The sequence below is a fragment of the Nocardia sp. NPDC057440 genome, assembly GCF_042802915.1.
Lineage (GTDB): Bacteria > Actinomycetota > Actinomycetes > Mycobacteriales > Mycobacteriaceae > Nocardia.
In genome coordinates this window covers 523,786-542,982 of record NZ_JBHVDF010000001.1, presented here as the reverse complement: position 1 = coordinate 542,982, position 19,197 = coordinate 523,786, and the positions used below count along the sequence as shown (strand labels likewise).

At 64.0% G+C, this 19,197-nt stretch carries 15 protein-coding genes; 13 read left to right on the top strand and 2 right to left on the bottom strand.

The genetic code is table 11. The annotated features are described in order from the left end of the window. Nucleotides 1-172 precede the first annotated feature (172 nt). The gene (locus ACFU4Z_RS02285; RefSeq protein WP_379059051.1) at nucleotides 173-793 is read right to left on the bottom strand and encodes a PadR family transcriptional regulator; all 621 of its coding nucleotides are present in this window, start codon (nucleotides 791-793) and stop codon (nucleotides 173-175) included. A gap of 113 nt (nucleotides 794-906) precedes the next feature. Between ACFU4Z_RS02285 and ACFU4Z_RS02280 the strand changes: the two genes are divergently transcribed. Then, a complete protein-coding gene (locus ACFU4Z_RS02280; protein WP_379059048.1) occupies nucleotides 907-1,371 on the top strand; it encodes a hypothetical protein in 465 nt (154 codons plus the stop codon). Between the two features lie 102 nt (nucleotides 1,372-1,473). Here ACFU4Z_RS02280 and ACFU4Z_RS02275 read toward each other — a convergent pair whose 3' ends face one another. After that, nucleotides 1,474-2,361, bottom strand: coding sequence for a LysR family transcriptional regulator (locus tag ACFU4Z_RS02275; RefSeq protein ID WP_379059045.1), 888 nt, complete (start codon nucleotides 2,359-2,361; stop codon nucleotides 1,474-1,476). Nucleotides 2,362-2,484: 123 nt separating this feature from the next. Here ACFU4Z_RS02275 and ACFU4Z_RS02270 point away from each other — a divergent pair, with 123 nt between their 5' ends. From ACFU4Z_RS02270 to ACFU4Z_RS02215, 12 genes are all read left to right on the top strand, one after another. Beyond that, complete coding sequence (locus ACFU4Z_RS02270; RefSeq protein WP_379059042.1) at nucleotides 2,485-3,690, top strand: MFS transporter; 1,206 nt, start codon at nucleotides 2,485-2,487, stop codon at nucleotides 3,688-3,690. A 908-nt stretch (nucleotides 3,691-4,598) separates the two neighbouring features. Further along, nucleotides 4,599-6,863, top strand: a complete 2,265-nt coding sequence (locus tag ACFU4Z_RS02265; protein WP_379059039.1) for a hypothetical protein — start codon at nucleotides 4,599-4,601, stop codon at nucleotides 6,861-6,863. A 401-nt stretch (nucleotides 6,864-7,264) separates the two neighbouring features. Further along, nucleotides 7,265-7,990, top strand: coding sequence for a ParA family protein (locus ACFU4Z_RS02260; protein WP_379059037.1), 726 nt, complete (start codon nucleotides 7,265-7,267; stop codon nucleotides 7,988-7,990). Further along, nucleotides 7,990-8,883, top strand: coding sequence for a hypothetical protein (locus ACFU4Z_RS02255; RefSeq protein ID WP_379059034.1), 894 nt, complete (start codon nucleotides 7,990-7,992; stop codon nucleotides 8,881-8,883). Before ACFU4Z_RS02260 ends, ACFU4Z_RS02255 begins: the two co-directional genes overlap by 1 nt. Nucleotides 8,884-9,220: 337 nt before the next feature. After that, nucleotides 9,221-10,219, top strand: coding sequence for a C40 family peptidase (locus ACFU4Z_RS02250; protein ID WP_379059031.1), 999 nt, complete (start codon nucleotides 9,221-9,223; stop codon nucleotides 10,217-10,219). A gap of 1,694 nt (nucleotides 10,220-11,913) precedes the next feature. After that, on the top strand, nucleotides 11,914-12,750 hold the full coding sequence (locus tag ACFU4Z_RS02245) for an alpha/beta fold hydrolase (RefSeq protein ID WP_379059029.1): 837 nt from the start codon (nucleotides 11,914-11,916) through the stop codon (nucleotides 12,748-12,750). Between the two features lie 52 nt (nucleotides 12,751-12,802). Next, nucleotides 12,803-13,720, top strand: a complete 918-nt coding sequence (locus ACFU4Z_RS02240; RefSeq protein WP_379059027.1) for an alpha/beta fold hydrolase — start codon at nucleotides 12,803-12,805, stop codon at nucleotides 13,718-13,720. Nucleotides 13,721-13,822: 102 nt separating this feature from the next. Continuing rightward, nucleotides 13,823-15,172 carry an MFS transporter gene (locus ACFU4Z_RS02235; protein WP_379059025.1) on the top strand — a complete coding sequence of 450 codons (1,350 nt, stop codon included), beginning with the start codon at nucleotides 13,823-13,825 and terminating at the stop codon, nucleotides 15,170-15,172. Between the two features lie 223 nt (nucleotides 15,173-15,395). After that, complete coding sequence (locus ACFU4Z_RS02230; RefSeq protein ID WP_379059023.1) at nucleotides 15,396-15,794, top strand: hypothetical protein; 399 nt, start codon at nucleotides 15,396-15,398, stop codon at nucleotides 15,792-15,794. Between the two features lie 189 nt (nucleotides 15,795-15,983). Further along, complete coding sequence (locus tag ACFU4Z_RS02225) at nucleotides 15,984-16,115, top strand: hypothetical protein (RefSeq protein ID WP_379059021.1); 132 nt, start codon at nucleotides 15,984-15,986, stop codon at nucleotides 16,113-16,115. Between the two features lie 738 nt (nucleotides 16,116-16,853). Next, nucleotides 16,854-17,495: a type IV toxin-antitoxin system AbiEi family antitoxin gene (locus ACFU4Z_RS02220; RefSeq protein WP_379059019.1), complete on the top strand. Its 642-nt coding sequence runs from the start codon at nucleotides 16,854-16,856 to the stop codon at nucleotides 17,493-17,495. Further along, entirely contained in the window at nucleotides 17,492-18,241 is a 750-nt protein-coding gene (locus tag ACFU4Z_RS02215) for a nucleotidyl transferase AbiEii/AbiGii toxin family protein (RefSeq protein ID WP_379059017.1), read from the top strand. The genes ACFU4Z_RS02220 and ACFU4Z_RS02215 overlap by 4 nt, the downstream gene beginning before the upstream one ends. Nucleotides 18,242-19,197: the final 956 nt, after the last annotated feature.

Below are 19,197 nucleotides of genomic sequence, written 5' to 3'. Positions count from 1 at the left end.
CGGCATCGATGCTGAGTCGACGGTGTCGGAATCCATTGGGCCGGACGCATTTCCGACCGATGCGTTCATCACGACGGAGACGCGGGGATTCGGGTACCGAGCCGGTGGCTTCGTGGGTCTGTTCGAGGGTGCGTCGTCGTCGGCGGCAGTGTTGCTGTGAAAGTGGATGGTGCTAAGACGTTTCCGGATAGGTGTCGTGATGCGGGGCGAGCGATTCCCAGGACCACGTGAGAGTGCCCGCGGTCAGGTCGGCGATAACGCCTTCGAGCCAGCGTGATTCGGCTTCGGTGATGGCGCGCAGGTATTCGTCCTCCAGCATCACCACGCGTGGCAACGCCATGGCGGCGGCTTGTTCGGCGTCGGCCGTCATCTCAGCGAGCTTGGTGCGCAGGGATTGTGCGCGCCGCTCCAGTTCGATGCGGGCGCCGTCCGGGCCGAGCAGCATCAGAAACGACAGTGCCGCAGGGAATTCGGGGTACTCGTTACGTGGATCGCCGATCATGTCGGCCAGCCAGGCGCCGCAGGCCGCGCGGCCCGCTTCGGTGATCGCGTAGACGGTTCGCTCGGGGTACTGCTGGTCGCGTCCGGTCTCGCGGACCGCGACCAGTCCGGCGTCCTGCAATCTGCCGATCGTCTTGTAGAGCGCGGCGCGCTGGCTGACGTTGACGACCTTGTCCTTGCCCCACTCCTTGATCCGGCGCTGGATGGCGTACGGGTGCATCGGCTCCAGATGCAGGATGCCCAGCAGCGCCATCGCCAGTGGAGACCGTTTGAACTGCGTCGATGCCGTCATGGCACCCATTCTAGTGGTATCCGGACAACTAGATTCTTGGAAACTAGTTGCCAAGAAACTAGTTCCTATGTCACTATCAACTCATCAGCGAAGCCGCTCGAAAGGACACCGAAATGACCACCAAGCCCACCGCAGGCAGCACTCGAATCCACGTCGATCACGAGACCGCCAAGCGCCTCGGCAACTGGACCGACGCCAACACTTTCGAGGTGGCCGCCCGCTACGGCAGCCTCGTCATCGACCTGCGCTCGCCGCGGATCACCGGCGATATCGCGGTGCATGCCGACCTCGACCACGCGATGGTCAAGCTGCTCGTCCCCGACGACGCCGTCATCGACCAGACCGATCTGCAGTGGACCGGCCGCGGCCGGGTCAAGGACTTCGCCCGCCCCAAGGACGCGGCAGGCCCTGTCATTCGCCTCACCGGCACCTGCGCTCGCAGCGAGTTCCGCGTTCACCGTGCGGGCGTCGCCGTTCTCTCGGCCATGTTCTCCCGCGAGTTCTTCGAAGACGCCCGCCGCGCCCGTCGCGAAGACCGCACCCCGACCGTCGCCGATCCGGCCAACACCTCGGCCTGAAAAGCCAAGTGCCCCAACCCTGTCCATCGGGGTCGGGGCACTTCGCGTCATGCCGGGAAGTAATGGCCGCAATCGCCGGGCTCACCATTCTGATGCGCTGACTCACTCCACCGCCGCGACGGCCTTTCCGAAGGCGCGCACCCTGGCCGTCTCGTGGTTGCGATGCCAGACGAGGCCGAGGCGTGAACCCTCCAGCCCGCTGACGGGCACGAACGTGACCGATCTGCGACGGTGTTCCTCGGCGGCGGCCTGGCACAGCAGCATCGCGCCGCGGCCCGCCGCCACCAGGGCGAGTCCCTCTTCCAGCGTGCCGACAGCGGGGCCGGTGGGAATGGCGCGACCGGCCGGGGTGGCCTCCAGCGCGATGGCGCTGCGCCAGTAGTGCGGCGCCGGTCCGCGCGGACCGATCAGCGGGCACTCGGTGAGCTCCTCGGCCGATAAGCTCGCCCGTGTCGCGAACGGATGCCTGCTCGCCACCGCGAGGGTTTGCGGTTGTGCCGGGAAGGCCTGCGCGAGCACAAGATCCGGCTCCTGCATCGGCATGAGAACCAGCGCCGCGTCGACCTCGTTGCGATACACCGGGCCGAAGGGGTCCGACAGCGAGATCTCCACCAATTCGGTGGCGCAGTCGGGATGCCTGCGGTGGAACAGCTCGATCGCCGCCATCAGCTCATTGCTCGAGGAGCCCTGAAAACCGATGCGCAACAGCCCTTGTACACCGCGGGCGGCGGCGCGGGCCCCGTCTACTGTTGCCTGGAGCGCGGAATACGCGGGGCGCAGTTCGGCGAGGAAGTCCTCGCCGAGCGGTGTCAGCCTAACCCGGCGGCTGCTGCGTTCGACAAGCCGCGCGCCGACCCGCTGTTCCAGTGTGCGCAACAGCTGGCTCACCCGACTCTGCGACAGGTAGAGCCGCTCGCCTGCGCGGCCGAAGTGGAGTTCCTCGGCCAGCGCGAGAAACGCCTCCATCTCGCGTACTTCCAGGCTGCCCATCCGCATTCCTCTCACCGCCGCAGTACCGGGCTCCACCGTTGACAACGGTCGATGAGCCCAGCTCATAGAACTATGAGGGCTTCGCCGTTGTTTCCTGTGCGGTCGATCTCTTGAGTGAAAGACATGACACAGGTCGATGAAGTCGCGAGCGAGCCACCCGCAGAACAGGACTCGACGCCGCGCGGCTGGCTGGGCGTCGGGGCAGTGGCCGCGGCGACCTTCACGGTCGTCACCTCGGAGATGCTTCCGGTCGGGCTGCTCACTCCGATGAGCGACGGATTGCGGGTCAGCGAGGGTACCGCCGGGCTAACGCTGACGGTGACGGGAGTCGTCGCGGCCGTGTCCGCGCCGCTGCTGACCTCCGGGCTCGGTCGGTTCGACCGGCGGTGGGTGTTCGGCGGGTTGCTGGCAGTGTTGGTGCTCGGCAATCTGGGGGCCGCGTGGTCCCCGAATTTCGGAGTGATGGTCCTCGCGCGGGTCCTCGTCGGCATCGGGATGGGCGGAGTGTGGGCGATGGCGGCGGCGGTGGCTGTTCGCCTTGTTCCACCCAAGTCCGCGGGATCGGCGACCTCCCTGGTGTTCAGCGGCGTCGCGGTGGCGTCGGTGCTCGGCATTCCGGCGGGCGCCTTCATCGGTGCGCTCGCAGGCTGGCGGATGGCGTTCGCGGCCGCCGCAGGCCTGGCGCTGCTTGTCTTGGTGGTGGCGGCGGTGCTGCTGCCGGGTCTGCCCGCGGATCGGGTTGTTTCGCTGGGCGGAGTGCTCGGACTGGCCGGGAACCCTCGGGTGCGGACCGGTCTGCTCATCGTCGCGTTCCTCGTGACGGGCCATTTCGCGGCATATACCTACGTCCGTCCGGTGCTGGAGGAGGTCTCGGGGGCGCGCTCGGAGATGATCGGCGTGCTGCTGCTGGTATACGGAATCGCCGGTGTCGTAGGTAATTTTGTCGCGGGCAGCTCCGTGGCGCGCGCGCCGAGAACGACACTCGTCGCGATCAGCACGGTGCTGGCGATCACCGTGATCGTGCTCCCCGCGCTGGGCGGATCGATGCTGGTTGCCGGACTGCTGATGGTGGTGTGGGGCTTGGCCTATGGTGGCGTCTCGGTCAGCAGTCTGACCTGGGTCGTCGCAGGCGCTCCCGACTTCCGTGAGGGTGTATCCGCCTTGCTCACGAGCGTTTTCAACGCTGCGATCGCGATGGGCGCACTGGTCGGCGGGTTCGCGGCCGACGGTATCGGCATCACCGCCGCGATGTGGCTCGGTGGCGGGCTGGCCGGCGCGGCCTTGCTGACCGCCGCATTCGGGCAGGCCCCGGCAGGTGGAAGGCTGTAATGGCTGCCTTGGCTCGGGACTCTCCAATTCCCACCGATGGGAGCCACGATCACCGGCGATGGTGTTGTGCCGCAATAAACTTCCGTCTGCCGGTCCGACGGCATGTCGTCCGGTAGCCGAGACGGCGCCGGCGATTGGTCCGGACCGATAGGCGTAGACCCCGGGTGGCCTGGTGCAGGGCCCCCCGGGGTTGGCCGAGAAACGGAGTCTCCGCCACTGCCGGTGTCAGGGATATAGCGCATCCAGTCGATCCCACCGCGCCAATAACGCGGCTCGAACCGTATGATTCATAGTCATATTCTGTTGCCAGGCTACGAGCCCGGCCGCTATCTCGCGAAACTGCCTTTCATGTCGCCGAAGCCCCAACCGCTATTCCGGTGTCGTGTGCACCGGTTCTGATCGGCTTAATGGTGATCGGTCATTCCCGTGCGTGGAAACTTAGTGCGCGGAACGGTCTCGGCATTAATGGTGCGCATTAGCGCGATAATGTCGTTTTGGCAGCAAATATTGTTGATACCAATTTGTGTGGTTCGCTCTTTCCGACGCGCGGGCGATCTCCGCGCGCCTTCGACGCCACGCCGACGGCGGCCCGACCGGCGTCACGTTATTCATCAACGCCCGCAGTGCAATCCGGCACAAGAGCAACGTCGACGGTGTCCGGCGCGGCCGGAACCTCAACGGCCGCAACCTCGATGGCGCTGGTGCGCCGCCGGGGTTCGGCGCCGGGGTCGCGCTGTCGGCCGCTGCTGCGGAACATCCAGCAGCAGAGGCGATTTCATCGCTGTGACCCAGCCCACGCGGCGCACCAGCGACTTTACCGCGATGCTCTCCGGACATCACCGTCTGTTCACATGGATGTCTTGCAACATTGCCTATTACAATCGTTCACCCCGGTTTAGGGTTTACGTGTGCCTCGCACGGGAGCCGGACAGCAGACACGATCCCTCAACGACATTTTTCGCCGCATGTTTGCCGGACTTCGGCACTCGCTATTTTCAATCGATCGCGGAGTTTGGCGGCGAAGAGTTGCATGGCTCGGGCTGTTATTTTGCGTGCTGATTGTGTTTCCGGGCGCGGTTGGCGCGGTGGCCACCGCGCAGTACGAGGCAGCCAGCCCATCGCCGGGAGTCTCGGAGATCGACGGACTGAGCTGGATGAAAATCCGTGACTCGTCCGGCGTTCCGCTGGCCGGCTACCAGTTCAGTACCAACCATGGTGGGCCGTTCAACGCGGGCGCCACGATCCTGTGGGCCATTCTCGGGCTGGAGTTCATCGGCTACATGGCCATTGTGACCACGGCGATCTGGTTGATCGGGTTCGCGTTGAGCTTTCGATGGCTGGATATGTTCGGCTCGGCATTGCGTGGCGTCGCCCATGCGTTGACCGGTCAGATCGCGACGCCGCTGATGCTGGTGACGGCGGCGGCGATCGGCGCGTTCTTCGTGGGCTGGTTCATCATTCGTGGCTATCACTCCAAGGCCACTGTGCAGGTTGTCACCATGGTCGCGGTAGCGATAGTCGGTCCGGTGTTCCTTTCCGATCCGCTCGCGGATGTGCTGTCCTCGGACGGGTTGCTTGCGCAGGGGCGAAATGTCGGTATCTCGGTCGCCGCGGGTTTGAACGGCAACAATCATCCGAACCCGACCCAATTGGTTGCGACGATGCAGGGGGACCTGGCGGACAACTTCGCGCGGCGTCCGTTGCAGGTGTGGAATTTCGGGCACGTGGTCGACGAGCGCCCGGCGTGCCAGTCGGCGTGGTCGGCCGGTGTCGTTTCCGGCGACGACGAGCGGATCAAGAACGGCATGAAGGCGTGCGGGGACACCGCCGCTTATGCCAAGGCCGACAACCCGACCATGGGCCAGGTCGGCACCGGACTGATGCTGTTGGTCTGCGCCGGGATTCTGTTGATGTTCGCGGCGTATCTGGCGATCAAAGTCATCAAGGCCGCGCTGGATGCGCTCTACCACGCATTCATGTCGATCTTCGGTTTCGCCGCAGGTGGTTTCGTCTACGGGCCGACGCAGACGTTCCTGGTCCGCAATATCGTGGACAGCTTCGTCGCGGCGGCGCGGATGACCGCCTTCACCGTTTTCCTCGGTGTATATGTCCTGTTCCTGGGCAACCTATTTCGGCAGGCACCGGGGCAGGTCATGGCGGTGATCGTCATCGCGGGCGCGGCCGAGGTCGTCGCCATCTCCCAATTGAAGCGACTCAACCGCAGCCTCGACAGTGGCAATGAATGGATCGCCAACCGCTTTGCTCTTGCGATACAAGGCGGCCAGGCCAGATCCGGCGGCGGCACCGCCCTTGGTATGGGGAGCAGCGGTGCGCGCGCCAAGAGCGGACTGGGAGCGGTAGCGGGCCTCGCCGCCCTCAATACCATCAACAGCTCGCCGATCACCGCGTGGCTCGCCGGAGGCGTTGGTAGTCCATTGAACCCGCTCGCGCGCGGGCGTAAAGGCGTCGACCGCACCAATATCAACGTCGCACCCAAGCGGCAGGAATCGCACACCTGGAACCAGTTGGCTCGGGACAACTGGAAGTCGATAGTCGCAGGAACCAGCAAGTCGGAGGGGATCAGTACGGAGCTGGCGGTCGCGAAAGCATTGAAGAGCCTGGAGGACGGCAAGATTCCTGGCGCGCAGTTGCCTGCTGCTCTGCTGGCCGCTGGAGCGAGTCACGACATGGTCAGCAGCGCCATGCGCGCATCGGGCGCCCAGAAATCCAGTATGTCGCAGAACCCCTACGGGTTCGCGCCTCTACAGAAGGCCGTCGCCGCCGCGCGAGCAGTGCAGAATCACGTGGGCGACGAGGCGCATATGTCCTTCGCCGCCCAAGCCTTGGTGTCGGCCGACAGCTTCGCCAGGCACGCCAACGAGCCGGCGCCCGGTGCTGTGATCGACACTGGTTTTGTCAGAACCGTTGAACAGCACTGGGATTCGGATAAAGCGCTGCGCGCCGCGATCACGCCCGAACAATGGAACAAAGTTGGCCGTGACACCCGCTGGGCTATCGGGCACAAGGTAGCGACGCTGCATCAGGGTGCGGCGCAGGAATACTACGCCAACCCCTCCGATCTCAACCGTGCCCGGCTGATGGCGTCGGTCAGGAGAGTCTCCAACCTCGACCACCTGGAACCCCACGGCGGACTCGACCCCTGGGACCCGTAGCGGTTATCGGGGGAGTCCGTCGTGTGGTGTGTATATCGCAGCGGGTATGACGCAGGGCCGCTCGCGATGGCGCGCGGTGTTTCCCTTCGCCCTCCACGGATACGGACCCGGACTGAACTCATACTCCGGCGGCTATGCCGCATGCGTTTGCTGGTCGCCGACACTTGTCGCGGCCATTCGCCAGCTGGCCGGTGTGGTTGCGGCCGCGCGCCGAACTCGGGGCCGACGCGGCGGAGTGTGAAATCGAAAATAGTGTCCATTGGACACAGTGTGTCCAATTGGACACATTCGGTGTGCGCCACGCCCGCGAAATAGTCTGCCGCAATCCGTTGTAATTCGCTGACGCTGTGCGAAACTTGCCCGGCACAGTAATTTAACTCCTCACCCTCGGAGGACCGTCCATGACGAATTCTGTTGCAGCACTCGATCTGCCCGAACCTCTGGTTATTACGCTGGGGAATCTCAAGGGGGGTGTCGGAAAGACGACATCAGCGTTTTTCTTGGCAAGTTACTTCGCTTCGATTCACGGGCTGCGGGTGCTGGTAATCGACGCCGACCCGCTCAGTCAAACCGGATACTCGTGGCATCGGCGGCTGATCAAGGGGGAAATCGAGGTGCCGTTCGAGTTGATTGCCTTCCCGTCCAGGCACGTCAACGATTGCATCACCGACAATGCCGCCGATTTCGATGTCATCATCGTGGATGCCGGTGGTGAGTCGGCTGAAATATTCAAAGCTGCCATCCCCGCGAGCGATGAGCTCGTGCTGCTGACGAGTGTGAGCCCCTCTGAGGTCAAGCGAGTGCCGAGTACATATAGGGCCGCCGAGGAGGCAGCGGCCGAAGGTAATCGGGAGATTCGAGTGCGAGTCCTGATGACCAAGGTTCCGGTGACGATGAAGAAAGGCGTGAATGTCTCTACCGAATACCGGACGCAACGGGGGAATCTGGAGAGCGCTGGGTACGACGTATTCCAATCCTATTTGAGCTCTTGGAAATGGTATCGAGAGGCGGCCGACGGGGAGGTCGGCGACGGCGCCGAGAACCCGATCGAAGATCTGGGAGAGTATCGGCAGGTGGGCGACGAGCTGGTGAGCGCATATCGGATCGCGGTGGAGGTGCCGGCCTGATGCCTCCCCAACGTAGGAAGGGTTCGATAGGCGGCCTCAATCCACTGGCCGACGGCGCTGAGCACACTCCGCCGGTTTCGCCGCTGCGCGACGCCGAATGGCGGCGGCAGGGTGCTACCGAGACGGTCGCGCCGGCTTCTGTCGCTTCCGCCGCTTTCGTCGCCTCTGCTGCTTCCGCCGCGCCCAAGGAGCCGCCCCCGGGGCGAGCCCCGGAGCCGGCCCCGGGTCTGAATGTCTTGACTATGCCGGTGCCGATCGCCGGTGATGGCCCGCTGAGCGAGCGGGAGCGGTCGCAGTTGACATTGTGCGAGTCGTCGATCGACACGCTGCGCATCGCATTCTGGGCCGCCGGGCGGGCGCTGCAGATCGTGCGCGACGGGCGGCTGTACCGCGACAACCACGAGACATTCGACGAGTACGTGGAACAGCGGTGGGATATGCAGCGGTCTTACGCGCACAAACTCATTCGAGCCTGGCCCCTTGCGGCCCGGCTGCACCCGCTGGCGCCTGCCATCAACGAGGGGCAGGTCCGCGAATTGCTGCCGGTAGCCGCCGAACACGGCGAAGATGCGGCGATCACGGTATACACCACAATCGCTGGTGGCGCCGATGTGAAGGTCACCGCGGGCAAGCTCCGGGAAGCGGTCGCGCTCATTCCCGAGCGTTACGACGAAGCCACGGTGGTCGAGCGACTCCAGGCGTGGCTGCGTGGTGAATTGCCGGACGATTCGAACGACCGAGCGGCGGACATGTTCACCGCCATGGAATCGCGGCTCGTCGCGCTGACCCGGCGAGTTGTCAAGGGGTCGAGCGGCGACCCGGTCGCCGCGCGCGAATTCGCGGCGAAGCTCCGCACGATCGCGGAACAGATCGAGGAGCAGATCACCGCCTGAGATCCACCATCGATGGTGCCCCGCAGTGGAATGAATTTCCGCTGCGGGGCACTTTGTGTAACGGGTCGAAAATGCTGTGCGGAATATGTATCTCCGAATTGGACGGCGAGGCCGTCAAAAGTAGTTATTGTTTCGTTATCGAAAAGGGAGTGTGTCGCGCTTTACGTCGTCCATTATGTACCGAAAGGTAGACGCTCGGATCGGATCCGCTGGATAAACAGATCACCGTGATGGTATTCGAATCAGTTCGAGGTCTTGGTGAAGTCCTGGACGTCATGAAATGCGGCGTCGCACGACTCGTCATCGGCAGTCGATATGAAAATCGGAGGACCGTATCATGGCATCAACTACCGACGTCCGATATTTTTGCTTCCTGCGGCGCGCTGTTCTTTGGGCCCTTGCTGCAGGAGCTGTCGCATTCATCGCAACGTTGCTGAATCCCGGTCAGGCATCGGCCCAGCCGGTGACGATCCCGAGCGTCGGAACATTCGAGATCCCCGACGAAATTTCGATCCCCGCTGATATCGTCGCAATCGACGTACGGCATAACGCTATATTGCCGGAATTCGAAGCCCCAATCGGAGCCGATTTTCTCGGAATCGATGTACGGCACAACGCTATATTGCCGGAATTCGAAGCCCCGGTCGGAGCTGATATTCTCGGAATCGATGTACGGCACAACGCTATATTGCCGGAATTCGAAACCCCGATCGGAGCCGATGCTGTCGGAATCGAGTTTCTCGATCCCGCGCTCGTTCCTGTCATCGAAATTGTGACGCCCGCCAATGCTCCGGGAATTGAGCCTTCGGCGGCCTTGCCGACTCCGGGCGCGCAGCTTTCGCTGCCTGCGACCATTCCGGGAATGGAACTCCTGTTCCCCAGCGGCCTTCCTCGTATTGAGCTCCCATTCCTTACCAGCTTTCCCGGGATGACCGGCTTTCCCGGAATGGCTCCTCCGGCGCAGGCCGCTCCCGCCGTGGTGAAGCCGCAGAAGACCACCGGCGAGGTCGCCGTTGACGCCGCGCGGACGAGGCTTGGTGCTGACTACTCCTACGGCGCGGTGGGCCCACGCGCCTTCGACTGCTCGGGTCTGGTGCAGTGGTCCTACGAGCAGGCCGGCGTGGACGTGCCGCGCACCAGCTACGGGCAGCTCGCCGCCGGAACGCCGGTACCCCTGGACGACCTGCAACCGGGCGATCTGGTGTCGTTCTACGGCGGCAGCCACTCTGCCCTCTACGCCGGTGACGGCGAAGTCATCCACGCATCGACCTACGGCACCGGAGTGACCACGTCGCCGCTCTCGTCGATGCCGGTGGCCGGTGCTCGCCGGTTGTGACCGCCCCAGTGAATGCGCCCACCGGCCCGCCCATGTACGCGGCCGCACCCGAATCCACCCGAATTGCGAGTCGAGGCTCCGATGGACCACATGGCTTTCGCAGACACCCCTAGCTCTCCGTTCGCGTACGACGGGCGCGCTTCCGGCCCACCCGCAGGCCATTCAGCCCGAGATCGGGCGGACCATGGCAAAGTCGCCATCGTTGGTCGGCTCGACGGGGATCGTGTCGGCTTCGTCGAGGTCGTCATATTCGGCGCGGTAGCCGTTGTCGCCCATGTCGCAGAGCGAACCATTCGCGCGCTGGTGCAGCGGAGAGCTGTCCACAGGAGTGAGTCCGGGTTCGAACCGGGCGGCTCCTTGGGAAGACGGCGAGCAGCGCCGCGACGGATGAGGCGATTTCGTTTCGCCGAGGCGGTTCGATCTCGATCATCGGCGCGCGACAGCGATGCCGCCGGGTGTGAAGTCCGTTCCCAGACGGGCGGAACATCCACCGGGAAGGTTCGACCCAGCGCCGGGACATCCCACCGCTTTCGGCCGGGGACGGCAGCACGATGGTTCCGCCTGCGTGCACCATGGAGGCGTTGAGCCGAAACATCGAGGCAATCGCCGTCTGAGCAGGATCAATCTTCACGAGTATCGGTGCCGCTCGCGCTACATGAGCATTGCTCCTGACATCCGATGATCAATGAGAGAGCCGGTCAGGAACGCTCAGCCCGGACACCGGCCCGGCGACTCTGCGCAACGCCCCATAGGTGCCCCTGCTGTCTGCGAGCCGTGCCAGCTCGGCCCTCCTGAGCCGTCGCCTGGGTGTGAACGCCGAACTGTCCTCCGGAGCGATGGCCTGAGCGGCGCGCGACAGCTCGGCCGCCTCCGTGAACGCGTCGTCCGTGAGCTGTTGCCATGCCCGTGTTTCGAGGCACCACGCCGCTATATCTCCGAGTGCTGTGCTTCGTCAGCGAGTTTCCACGCCAGGCGACCGCGCGCCGCTGCGGCGTAGCTCTCCCAGGTCGATATGGCAGGTGCTCGCCAGCAGCGAGAGCCGGCCGACCGTGACGAGCAACCGGCGGCTGGGTCACAACCGGGTTCATGAGATCGACGGTAAACCGTGCGTTGTCGCGGTCGTCCCGCTTGTAGCGACGAACTACTCCGTGTGTGAAAGACACACGCCTAGCGTGTTTTTCAGCCCGCCGCCGGGTCGATGCCTTGGTGGTCCCCGGCGGCAGTGCACGCCGATCGGACGGCTGAAGGGGACAGGAGATGAACCTTCCCCGCACAACTCGACGACGAAGACGCTCAGAAACTAGCTCTGGCCCCGGACGGCGACGGCCCGCGCTACCTCCACTACAGCGACGGGTCATGGTCGTTCGTCGGCGACGACGGATGGCCGGTCAGCCCGGAGGACTTCCATGCCGATGCCTGGCGGCAATCGCCGCCGTGACGTTCGCGCCGCGACATTGAGCCAATCTTGTTGATAGACAACAAGATTCGATGAATGCCAACCGTTCCTCGGGACGATCGCCGAGACGGCTCTTTCGGAGTGACCGGGGAACGCTGGATTTTGCTCGACGGCGTGCTCTCCATATGTGACATGCGTCACAGTGGATTCGCGATGAATCCTGGAAGGAGCCGTCGTCTTCATGGGTGAGCGTGCCGGACATCGCCGCTGAAACTGTTTGCCGAGAAAGGCATGAACGTTGGAGACCATAACCACGCCCGGGGGCATCGATCTGGCATTCGATCGTATCGTCGGCGGCAACGCTGGAACGGTGATCTTGGTCGGCGGAGCATTCAGCTACCGAAAATTTCCCAAAATGGTGGAGTTGGCCGAGAAATTGGCCCATGGGTACGGGCTCACGGTTGTGAATTACGACCGGCGCGGCCGTGGTGACAGCACCGATTCGCCCGGCGCGTACGACGTCGAGAACGAGATCGACGACCTCGCCGCACTGGTCGAGGCGGTCGGCGGCAAGGCCGCGATCTTCGGCTGGTCCTCAGGAGCGGGCTTGGCGCTGCTGGCCGCCGCCTCGCGGCGGATACCGGGCATCACCAAGGTGGTCGCCTTCGAGCCGCCGTTTATCACGAACCATGAAAACTTCGTTCCCCCAGCGGATCTGGCTGTGAATCTGCACGAGATGATCGCCGCGGACCGGCGCGCCGATGTGGTGGGTTACTACATGACCAAGGCCATGGGTATGCCGCGCGTGTTCGCCGCGATCATGCGCTTCACACCCTTCTGGAAGAGTCTGCTGGCCACCGCCCCTGCCACTGCCCATGATTGGGCGATCATGGGTCCGTATATGCGCGGTGAGGCGCTGCGTTCCGCCGATTGGTCGAACGTCGAGGTTCCGACTCTGGTCATTTCCGGCAGCAAGAGCGGAGCCGTGCTGCGTACCGCCGCGCGCGCCATTACCGCCGTGCTGCCGAATGCGCGGCACGAGGAAGTTGCGAAGCTGAGCCACAACCCGAATATCGAACTGCTGGTTCCGGTTTCCGGCGAATTCCTCATCAGCGCAGACCGATTTGCGGCCTGAGCCCTCCCGCCTGCTTTCCCGCCGACACCTATTTCCGAAAGAGGATCGAACTATGCGAACCCGCATCGTGTCGCTGGCCGCCCTGAGCGCCGTGGCCTTGTCCGCCCTGCTGATCAGCGGCTGCAGCAGCGACGAAACCACCGGCGGTGCCGCGTCGACGTCGGAAACCCGGCCCGCTACGGCCGACCAGGTATCCGCAGACGGCAAAGGCCGCTATGCCGAGATCAATGGCAGTCGGCTCTACTACGAGACGCACGGCACCGGGCAGCCGTTGATTCTGCTGCATGGCGGGTACTCGACCGCCGAATCCACCTTCAGCGCATTCATCCCCGAGCTGTCCAAGAATCGCCAGGTCATCGGGGTGGATCTGCAGGCCCACGGCCACACACCCGATCGCGGGGGCCCGATGAGCTACGAGTCGCTGGCCGATGATGTCGCGGCGCTGATCGCCCACTTGAAACTCGGCAAGGCCGATCTGTTCGGTTACTCACTCGGCGGGGCCGTGGCCCTGCAGGTGGCCGCCCGGATGCCGGACCTGGTCAATCGGCTGGCCATCACTTCGGCTCCCTACCGTTCCGACGGCTGGATGCCCGAGACCCGTGCGGGCATCGCCGCCATCAACCCCGATGCCATGCGCGACAGCCCCATGTACCAGCTCTACAGCAGCGTCGCACCGGACCCGGCCGGCTGGAACGCCCTTGTCACCAAGACCAAGCAGCTTCTCACCGAGGATTACGACTGGACCGCGCAGCTGGCGAAGATCAAAGCGCCCGCCCTAGTCATGACCGCCGAATCCGATGCCCTGTATCGAGACCACGTCACCGATATGGTCACTCGGCTGAACGCCGGAAAGCCCGGCAGCGCTCGACTCGAAATAGTTCAGGGCACAACACATTACGACATCATGTACCGGTCCGATCTGATCCTGCCTCTGCTCACTTCATTCCTCGAGCCGGCGACCGTCCGGTAGTGCTCCAACCCGGCCTGCCGCGATCGAGGCTTCGATCGCGGCTTCGCCGCGTCACCATCAGATCGGCGCGGCGAATAATGACCGGCTATTGTTCGACGGACAATGCTTCACAACAACGTCAAACGCTCTGTCCTCGCCAGTACGGTCGGAGCGGGTATCGAGTGGTACGACTTCATGTTGTACGGCGCGGCCGCCGCGCTCGTCTTCCCGAAACTCTTTTTCCCGCACGCCAGCCCGGTCACCGGGATTCTGCTGGCATTCTCCACCTACTTTGTCGGATTCCTCGTCCGCCCGCTGGGGGCGGCGATCTTCGGTCACGTGGGTGATCGAGTCGGGCGCAAGAAATCCCTGCTCGCGACGATCGTCCTGATGGGCGTCGGAACGGTGGGTATCGGGCTTGTTCCGAGCTACGAAACGATCGGTGTCCTCGGCCCTGTCCTGCTGGTATTCCTGCGCGCCCTGCAGGGTATCGGGGTAGGTGGCGAATGGGGCGGGGCGATCCTGCTCGCCATGGAATCGGGTTCCAGGACCGGCAGGGGGTTTCGAGCCAGCTTTCCGCAGGCTGCGGGCGTATTGGGAATCAGCGCCGCCAACGTCGTATTTCTGGCCGTGGGCCTCGGCATGTCGAGCGAGACGTTCATGAGTTGGGGTTGGCGCATCCCCTTTCTGACGAGTGCGGTCCTTGTCGCCGTAGGGTTGTGGATCCGCCACCAAGTGCCGGAGACCGAGGAGTTCCGTGAACTCGAACATTCCGGTCGGATCAGCAAGGCTCCACTGATACAGCTTGTGCGGGACTCTCCGGCGGAGATCGCGTTCACCGCGCTGCTCAAGAGCGCGGAAATGATTCCGATCTATATCTTCATCACCTTCATCCTTTCCCATGGAACACAGGCGCTTTCCTACGACCGGAACATCCTGCTATTGCTGGTATCGCTCGGCGCGTTGATCGCGGCGTCGACGATGCCGATGATCGCGTGGTACGCCGACCGAGTCGGACATGGGCGCGTTTTCACGGCGGGCGCCGCCGCTGTGGCGTTGTTCGTCTTCGCCTACTTCAGGATCATCGATTCCGGATCGCCGGTGGGAGCCGCGATCGTGATCGTGCTGTCGCTGGTGCCGTGCGCCGCGATGATCGCGTCGGAGCCCATGCTGATCGCGGGCAGCTTCCCACCCGAAACCCGCTATAGCGGAGCGTCTCTCGGCTTCAACCTCGCGGGCGTCATCGGTGGCGGCCCGGCCCCGTTCGTCGCGACATGGCTCGTCACGCACTTCGGCAGCATGGCGGTCGCCGCCTACATCGCGGCCTTTTGTGCGGTCGGAATCGCGGCGGTCAAGGCGCTGTCCCGCCGCGCGGCCCGGCTGACCGCCCGCGGCGAGAAACCGGCGCAGCAGTGTGAAACGGCGTTCCGCGTCGGATCGGGTGTTGATCACGGCGCGAGCGGGCCGAGCTGACGGACTGCATCGGCCAGCGCGCGAATCCGTTCACGTACAGGGTCGCCCGTGGCCGCATTCGTCTTCCACCTACCACTAGTGGGAAGCTTTCCGAGGGGGGTCGGGGCAGGATCTTGACAGATCACCGATTGGCAGACGGTCAACGACCGCTGCGGTGGGGTGGTTGATCGATGGTGTCTCGGAAGGAAATTGAACGATGCGTGTGTTCGAACACGGAGCCAGGTTGGGCCTTGCCGTCATGGCAATTCTTGCTGGATCGCTGACCATGGCCGCTCCCGCGAATGCCGCGTCATCCCCGGCCGCCGCGTGCGGAGGCGGCTACCAGACCATCGACAGCCACAACCTCGATGGTCTGGCTACCATCTACCTGCTCTACAACGGCCGAACGAACTGCGTCGTCACCTGGAAGACGGCCAACATCGGCACGAAGACCGGCACGATGGCCTCAGTCGGAATCTGGGGATCCAACAACGGGCCGATAGACCAGGGAATGTTCGCTTACTACGCCGGTCCCGTGAAGGTGGATGCCCCCGGCAAATGCATCGGGTGGGGAGGTTCCGCACATAAGCCCGGCGCACCAAGGAGCGTCGAATGGTACTCGGGTTCGAGCCACTGCGACTGAGCCGTGCGCGCCCCGCACCTGCGGGGCCTAGCTCGAGTTCGATTCCGGCAGTGGGTGTTTACCGCCCCGGACGCAGGATCTGCGAGACCGGGTGCAGGCCGTAGCCCTCGACCTACATCCGGTCAGTGCAGTCAGTTTGTCGTTGTTCACCTCGTTCCGGCTGTGAGGCTGGGCTTTCCGCCAGCAGCCGTGACGATCCCACTCGCGGCCCTCGGCGGCGCTGTCGAACTGCTGCCCGAAAGCCGTGAAGCCATGCGGTTGACCGGAGAGTTCCTGCGCCAGGCGGTACGCGAACCGGCTTTCGTGGATTCACCTGCATAGCGAGTCCGTGCAGTGCGGCAACCGAACTGTATCGGCGGCCGAACTCGACGCTGCTTTGCCGCGATCGGTCGCGAAGGGCGAAAAGTCTTCTCGTGCAGGGGCGAGGTCTCCCGGGACCGGCAGGCGACCGTCTTGGCTGTTGTCGCACCGGCGACCGCGGCCTCGGCCCGCCCGATTCTCGTTCATCGATTCCGTTGTCCGGATACCGGATTTGTGAATGCGGACGTGATCGCTGACAAGGTAGCGGGAGTGGATGTCGATCATCGGGTAGGCGTCGAAATATTTGGCCCTTCGCCGGGCCGGGATGCCTGTCCCATGGAGTGTGGACGTGGTGTGCGACGGGCTGACGGCCGGCCCTGAAATCCCGCGAGTCGCCGGCCTGGTTGCCCATGTTCCGTGTTTCCTGAGGGCTCGAACCAGGCAACTGTTTGACCTGCATATATCGGTTTTTGTTGGTGATCCGAGAGCGATGCGCAGGTCAGGAAAACCTGCTGACCTGAGGAAACACCATCACAGCTCTGTGCCCTCGGCAGGAAACGCAAAACATGGGCAACCGGAAAACGCCTGGTCATCGCAGAGGTATACCCGGTCTGAGCGCTGCTGATCGCACAGTTTCCGTTGGCAACCGCAGGCCGGCGACAAATCCGGGTGGCGGAAGATGCGGTGGCCAGTTGTTCGGTAGTATGCATTTCGTTGGGTAATTGCCAACTATATGCATAGTGCTGGGAGGTGGTGCTGGTGACCGAGCGTCGCAGTGCACTGCTGCCTAGTGAGCTCTGGCGGGCGCCGCTTCGAACCGTGCGGCCGCAGGACTTGGCCGACATCTACGCCCAACCGCGGCCCGAGGTCGCGCGGCTCGTTGATCGGGGCGTGCTGCACCGCGTCGCTCACGGCTACTACATCGTCGTCCCACCGGACTACATCGGCCGGACCTGGCTGCCCGGTCTCGAGGCGGCGGCCGCAGGTATCGCGTCATCGATTTACGGGGCGGATCAGATAGTCGTCATGGGCATCAGCGCGGCCCGCATGCTGGGAGCCGTAGCTCGTGCGTTGGCGACTGCGGTTGTCGCGGTTCCGAGTCAGCACCGGCCGATCGCACTGACCGACCGTTCGGCACGGGTTCGGTTCGTCCGCCGAGATACCGACGCTCTCGACGCCGAGCGGATCGAGACTTCACTGGGGCCAACGCTGGTCACTACTCCGGAACAGACCGTGCTCGACCTTGCCCGGCGCCCGGAGCTGGGCAATGCCGAGGCGGAGGTTCGTTCAGCGATCGAGACGCTCTACCGCCGGAGTGATTCGGCGAGACTCATACAGCTCGCTACTGCTCAGCGTCTGGGTGTGGCGCTTCGACGTGTGGAAAGTTGGAGCGGAGCATGAGCATCGACGAACGTGACAGTGTCGCAATCCAATTCGGAGTTTCCCCGGAGCAGGTCGAGCGCGACCATCTGATCTCCCATCTGCTGGCGGCAGTCAGCCGAGGGTTCGGTGACCGGTTGCACTTCATCGGCGGAACTGCCCTTGCCCGTACGCATCTGGTGAGCGGCAGGCTCAGTGAAGACATCGATCTGGTTGCGTTGGACAACCGAACGGTACTGGCAGCCGAACTCGACGCAGCTTTGCCGCGATCGGTCGCGCGGAGGTACGGTCGGCTGGAATGGGCGCCGTCGCTGAGCAATGTCTCGGACACGGGGGTCGCCAACCTCCGCTCCGCGTCCGGTGTGTCCGTCAAGATCCAGTTGCTGTCGGGACGCGGCCGAACGGTGTGGCCGACCGAACTCCGCGGTCTCGAGCAGCGATACAGCGACGCGCCGCCGGCCGAGCTGTTCGTGCCCACTTTGCCGGCCTTTGTTGCAGGGAAGACGGCGACATGGCACGACCGGCGCGCATCACGCGACCTCTGGGACCTTTGGGCGTTGAGCGGCATCGGTGCGATCGACGGTGCTGCGGGAGTGCTGTACAGGAGATACGGTCCGACAAAGCGGTTCCCCAGCCCGCAATTATTCGATCGTGCACCGAGCGAAGACGACTGGAATACACAATTGGCCGGGCAGACCCGGCTGGTGATTACGGCTGAGACTGCGCTGGCCGCGGTTCGAGATGCCTGGGCGCGAGTTGTGGAATGACCGGCGCATTTGATAAGCATCTGGAACAAGACTCGTGCGTCGGGGGAGAGCGATCCATAGCCTGTAGTCATGGGGACAAGACGGATTCGAACGCCCTACGGTCTGTCGATCCGATCGCCGTGGCGGCATTGGCCGACGGAGGAGGGGCCTCCCTTATGGATTGACGATGTCGGGAGCACTGTAACCCCCGACTTGGATTGGACCACGAACGATCCACCGAGACTGTTTGATCCGAGGCAGCAGGGCCTGACCGTGCCCGGTGGCGTGCCGCAATGTGTCTACCACTGTTGCCGTGACTGCGGCGTACTGGATGCGGACAACCGACTTGCCGAGCGCTGTGGTCAGGGGGCTGGCGTCCGGGTAGTCGAGCTTCGGTCGGCGCGGCGGCGGGCCATAGCCTGCCCCATGTGTTTGCCGGGGGAAGTCACCAAGCTCGATCAATGGCCACAGCCGACGAGCTGCGGCCGATCGTTCGCTGAGCTCCGAGTCACATCGCCCTACACAACTGCCCACAATCGATCAGCGTCCGACAGTCCCGTCGCTGTCATCGGCGTGGTTGGTGCTCTAACGTCGTTTGGGGCTGAGCAGTCGGCTTCAAACAGCAGCTGGCAGGTCCGTACTTCTATGATGCGTCCAGTACCCGCAGCATGACTGCGGCAATCAGTTCGATCCAGTCGATTGAATCGGCGACATGGCGTGAGGTGATTGGGAACTTCTGGCCAGGATTTGCTGGGTCCTTGCCGGACGTGCCGGTGAGCCAGGGCCCGGTGAGCGCCGCGGGCGGAGACGGAGGTCATGCAGTTGCCGGATCGGGTGGTGGCCAGACCGAATTAGCTGTCGAGCAGGCTGTAGACGCGGTGTGTTCCGGGCTGGCGGTGTTTCGAGGTTCGGTACGTCGGCAGTGCGGAAGGAGAACGCATCGCCGCCGCCCAGGCGAAAGTGCTTGCCGCACTGTT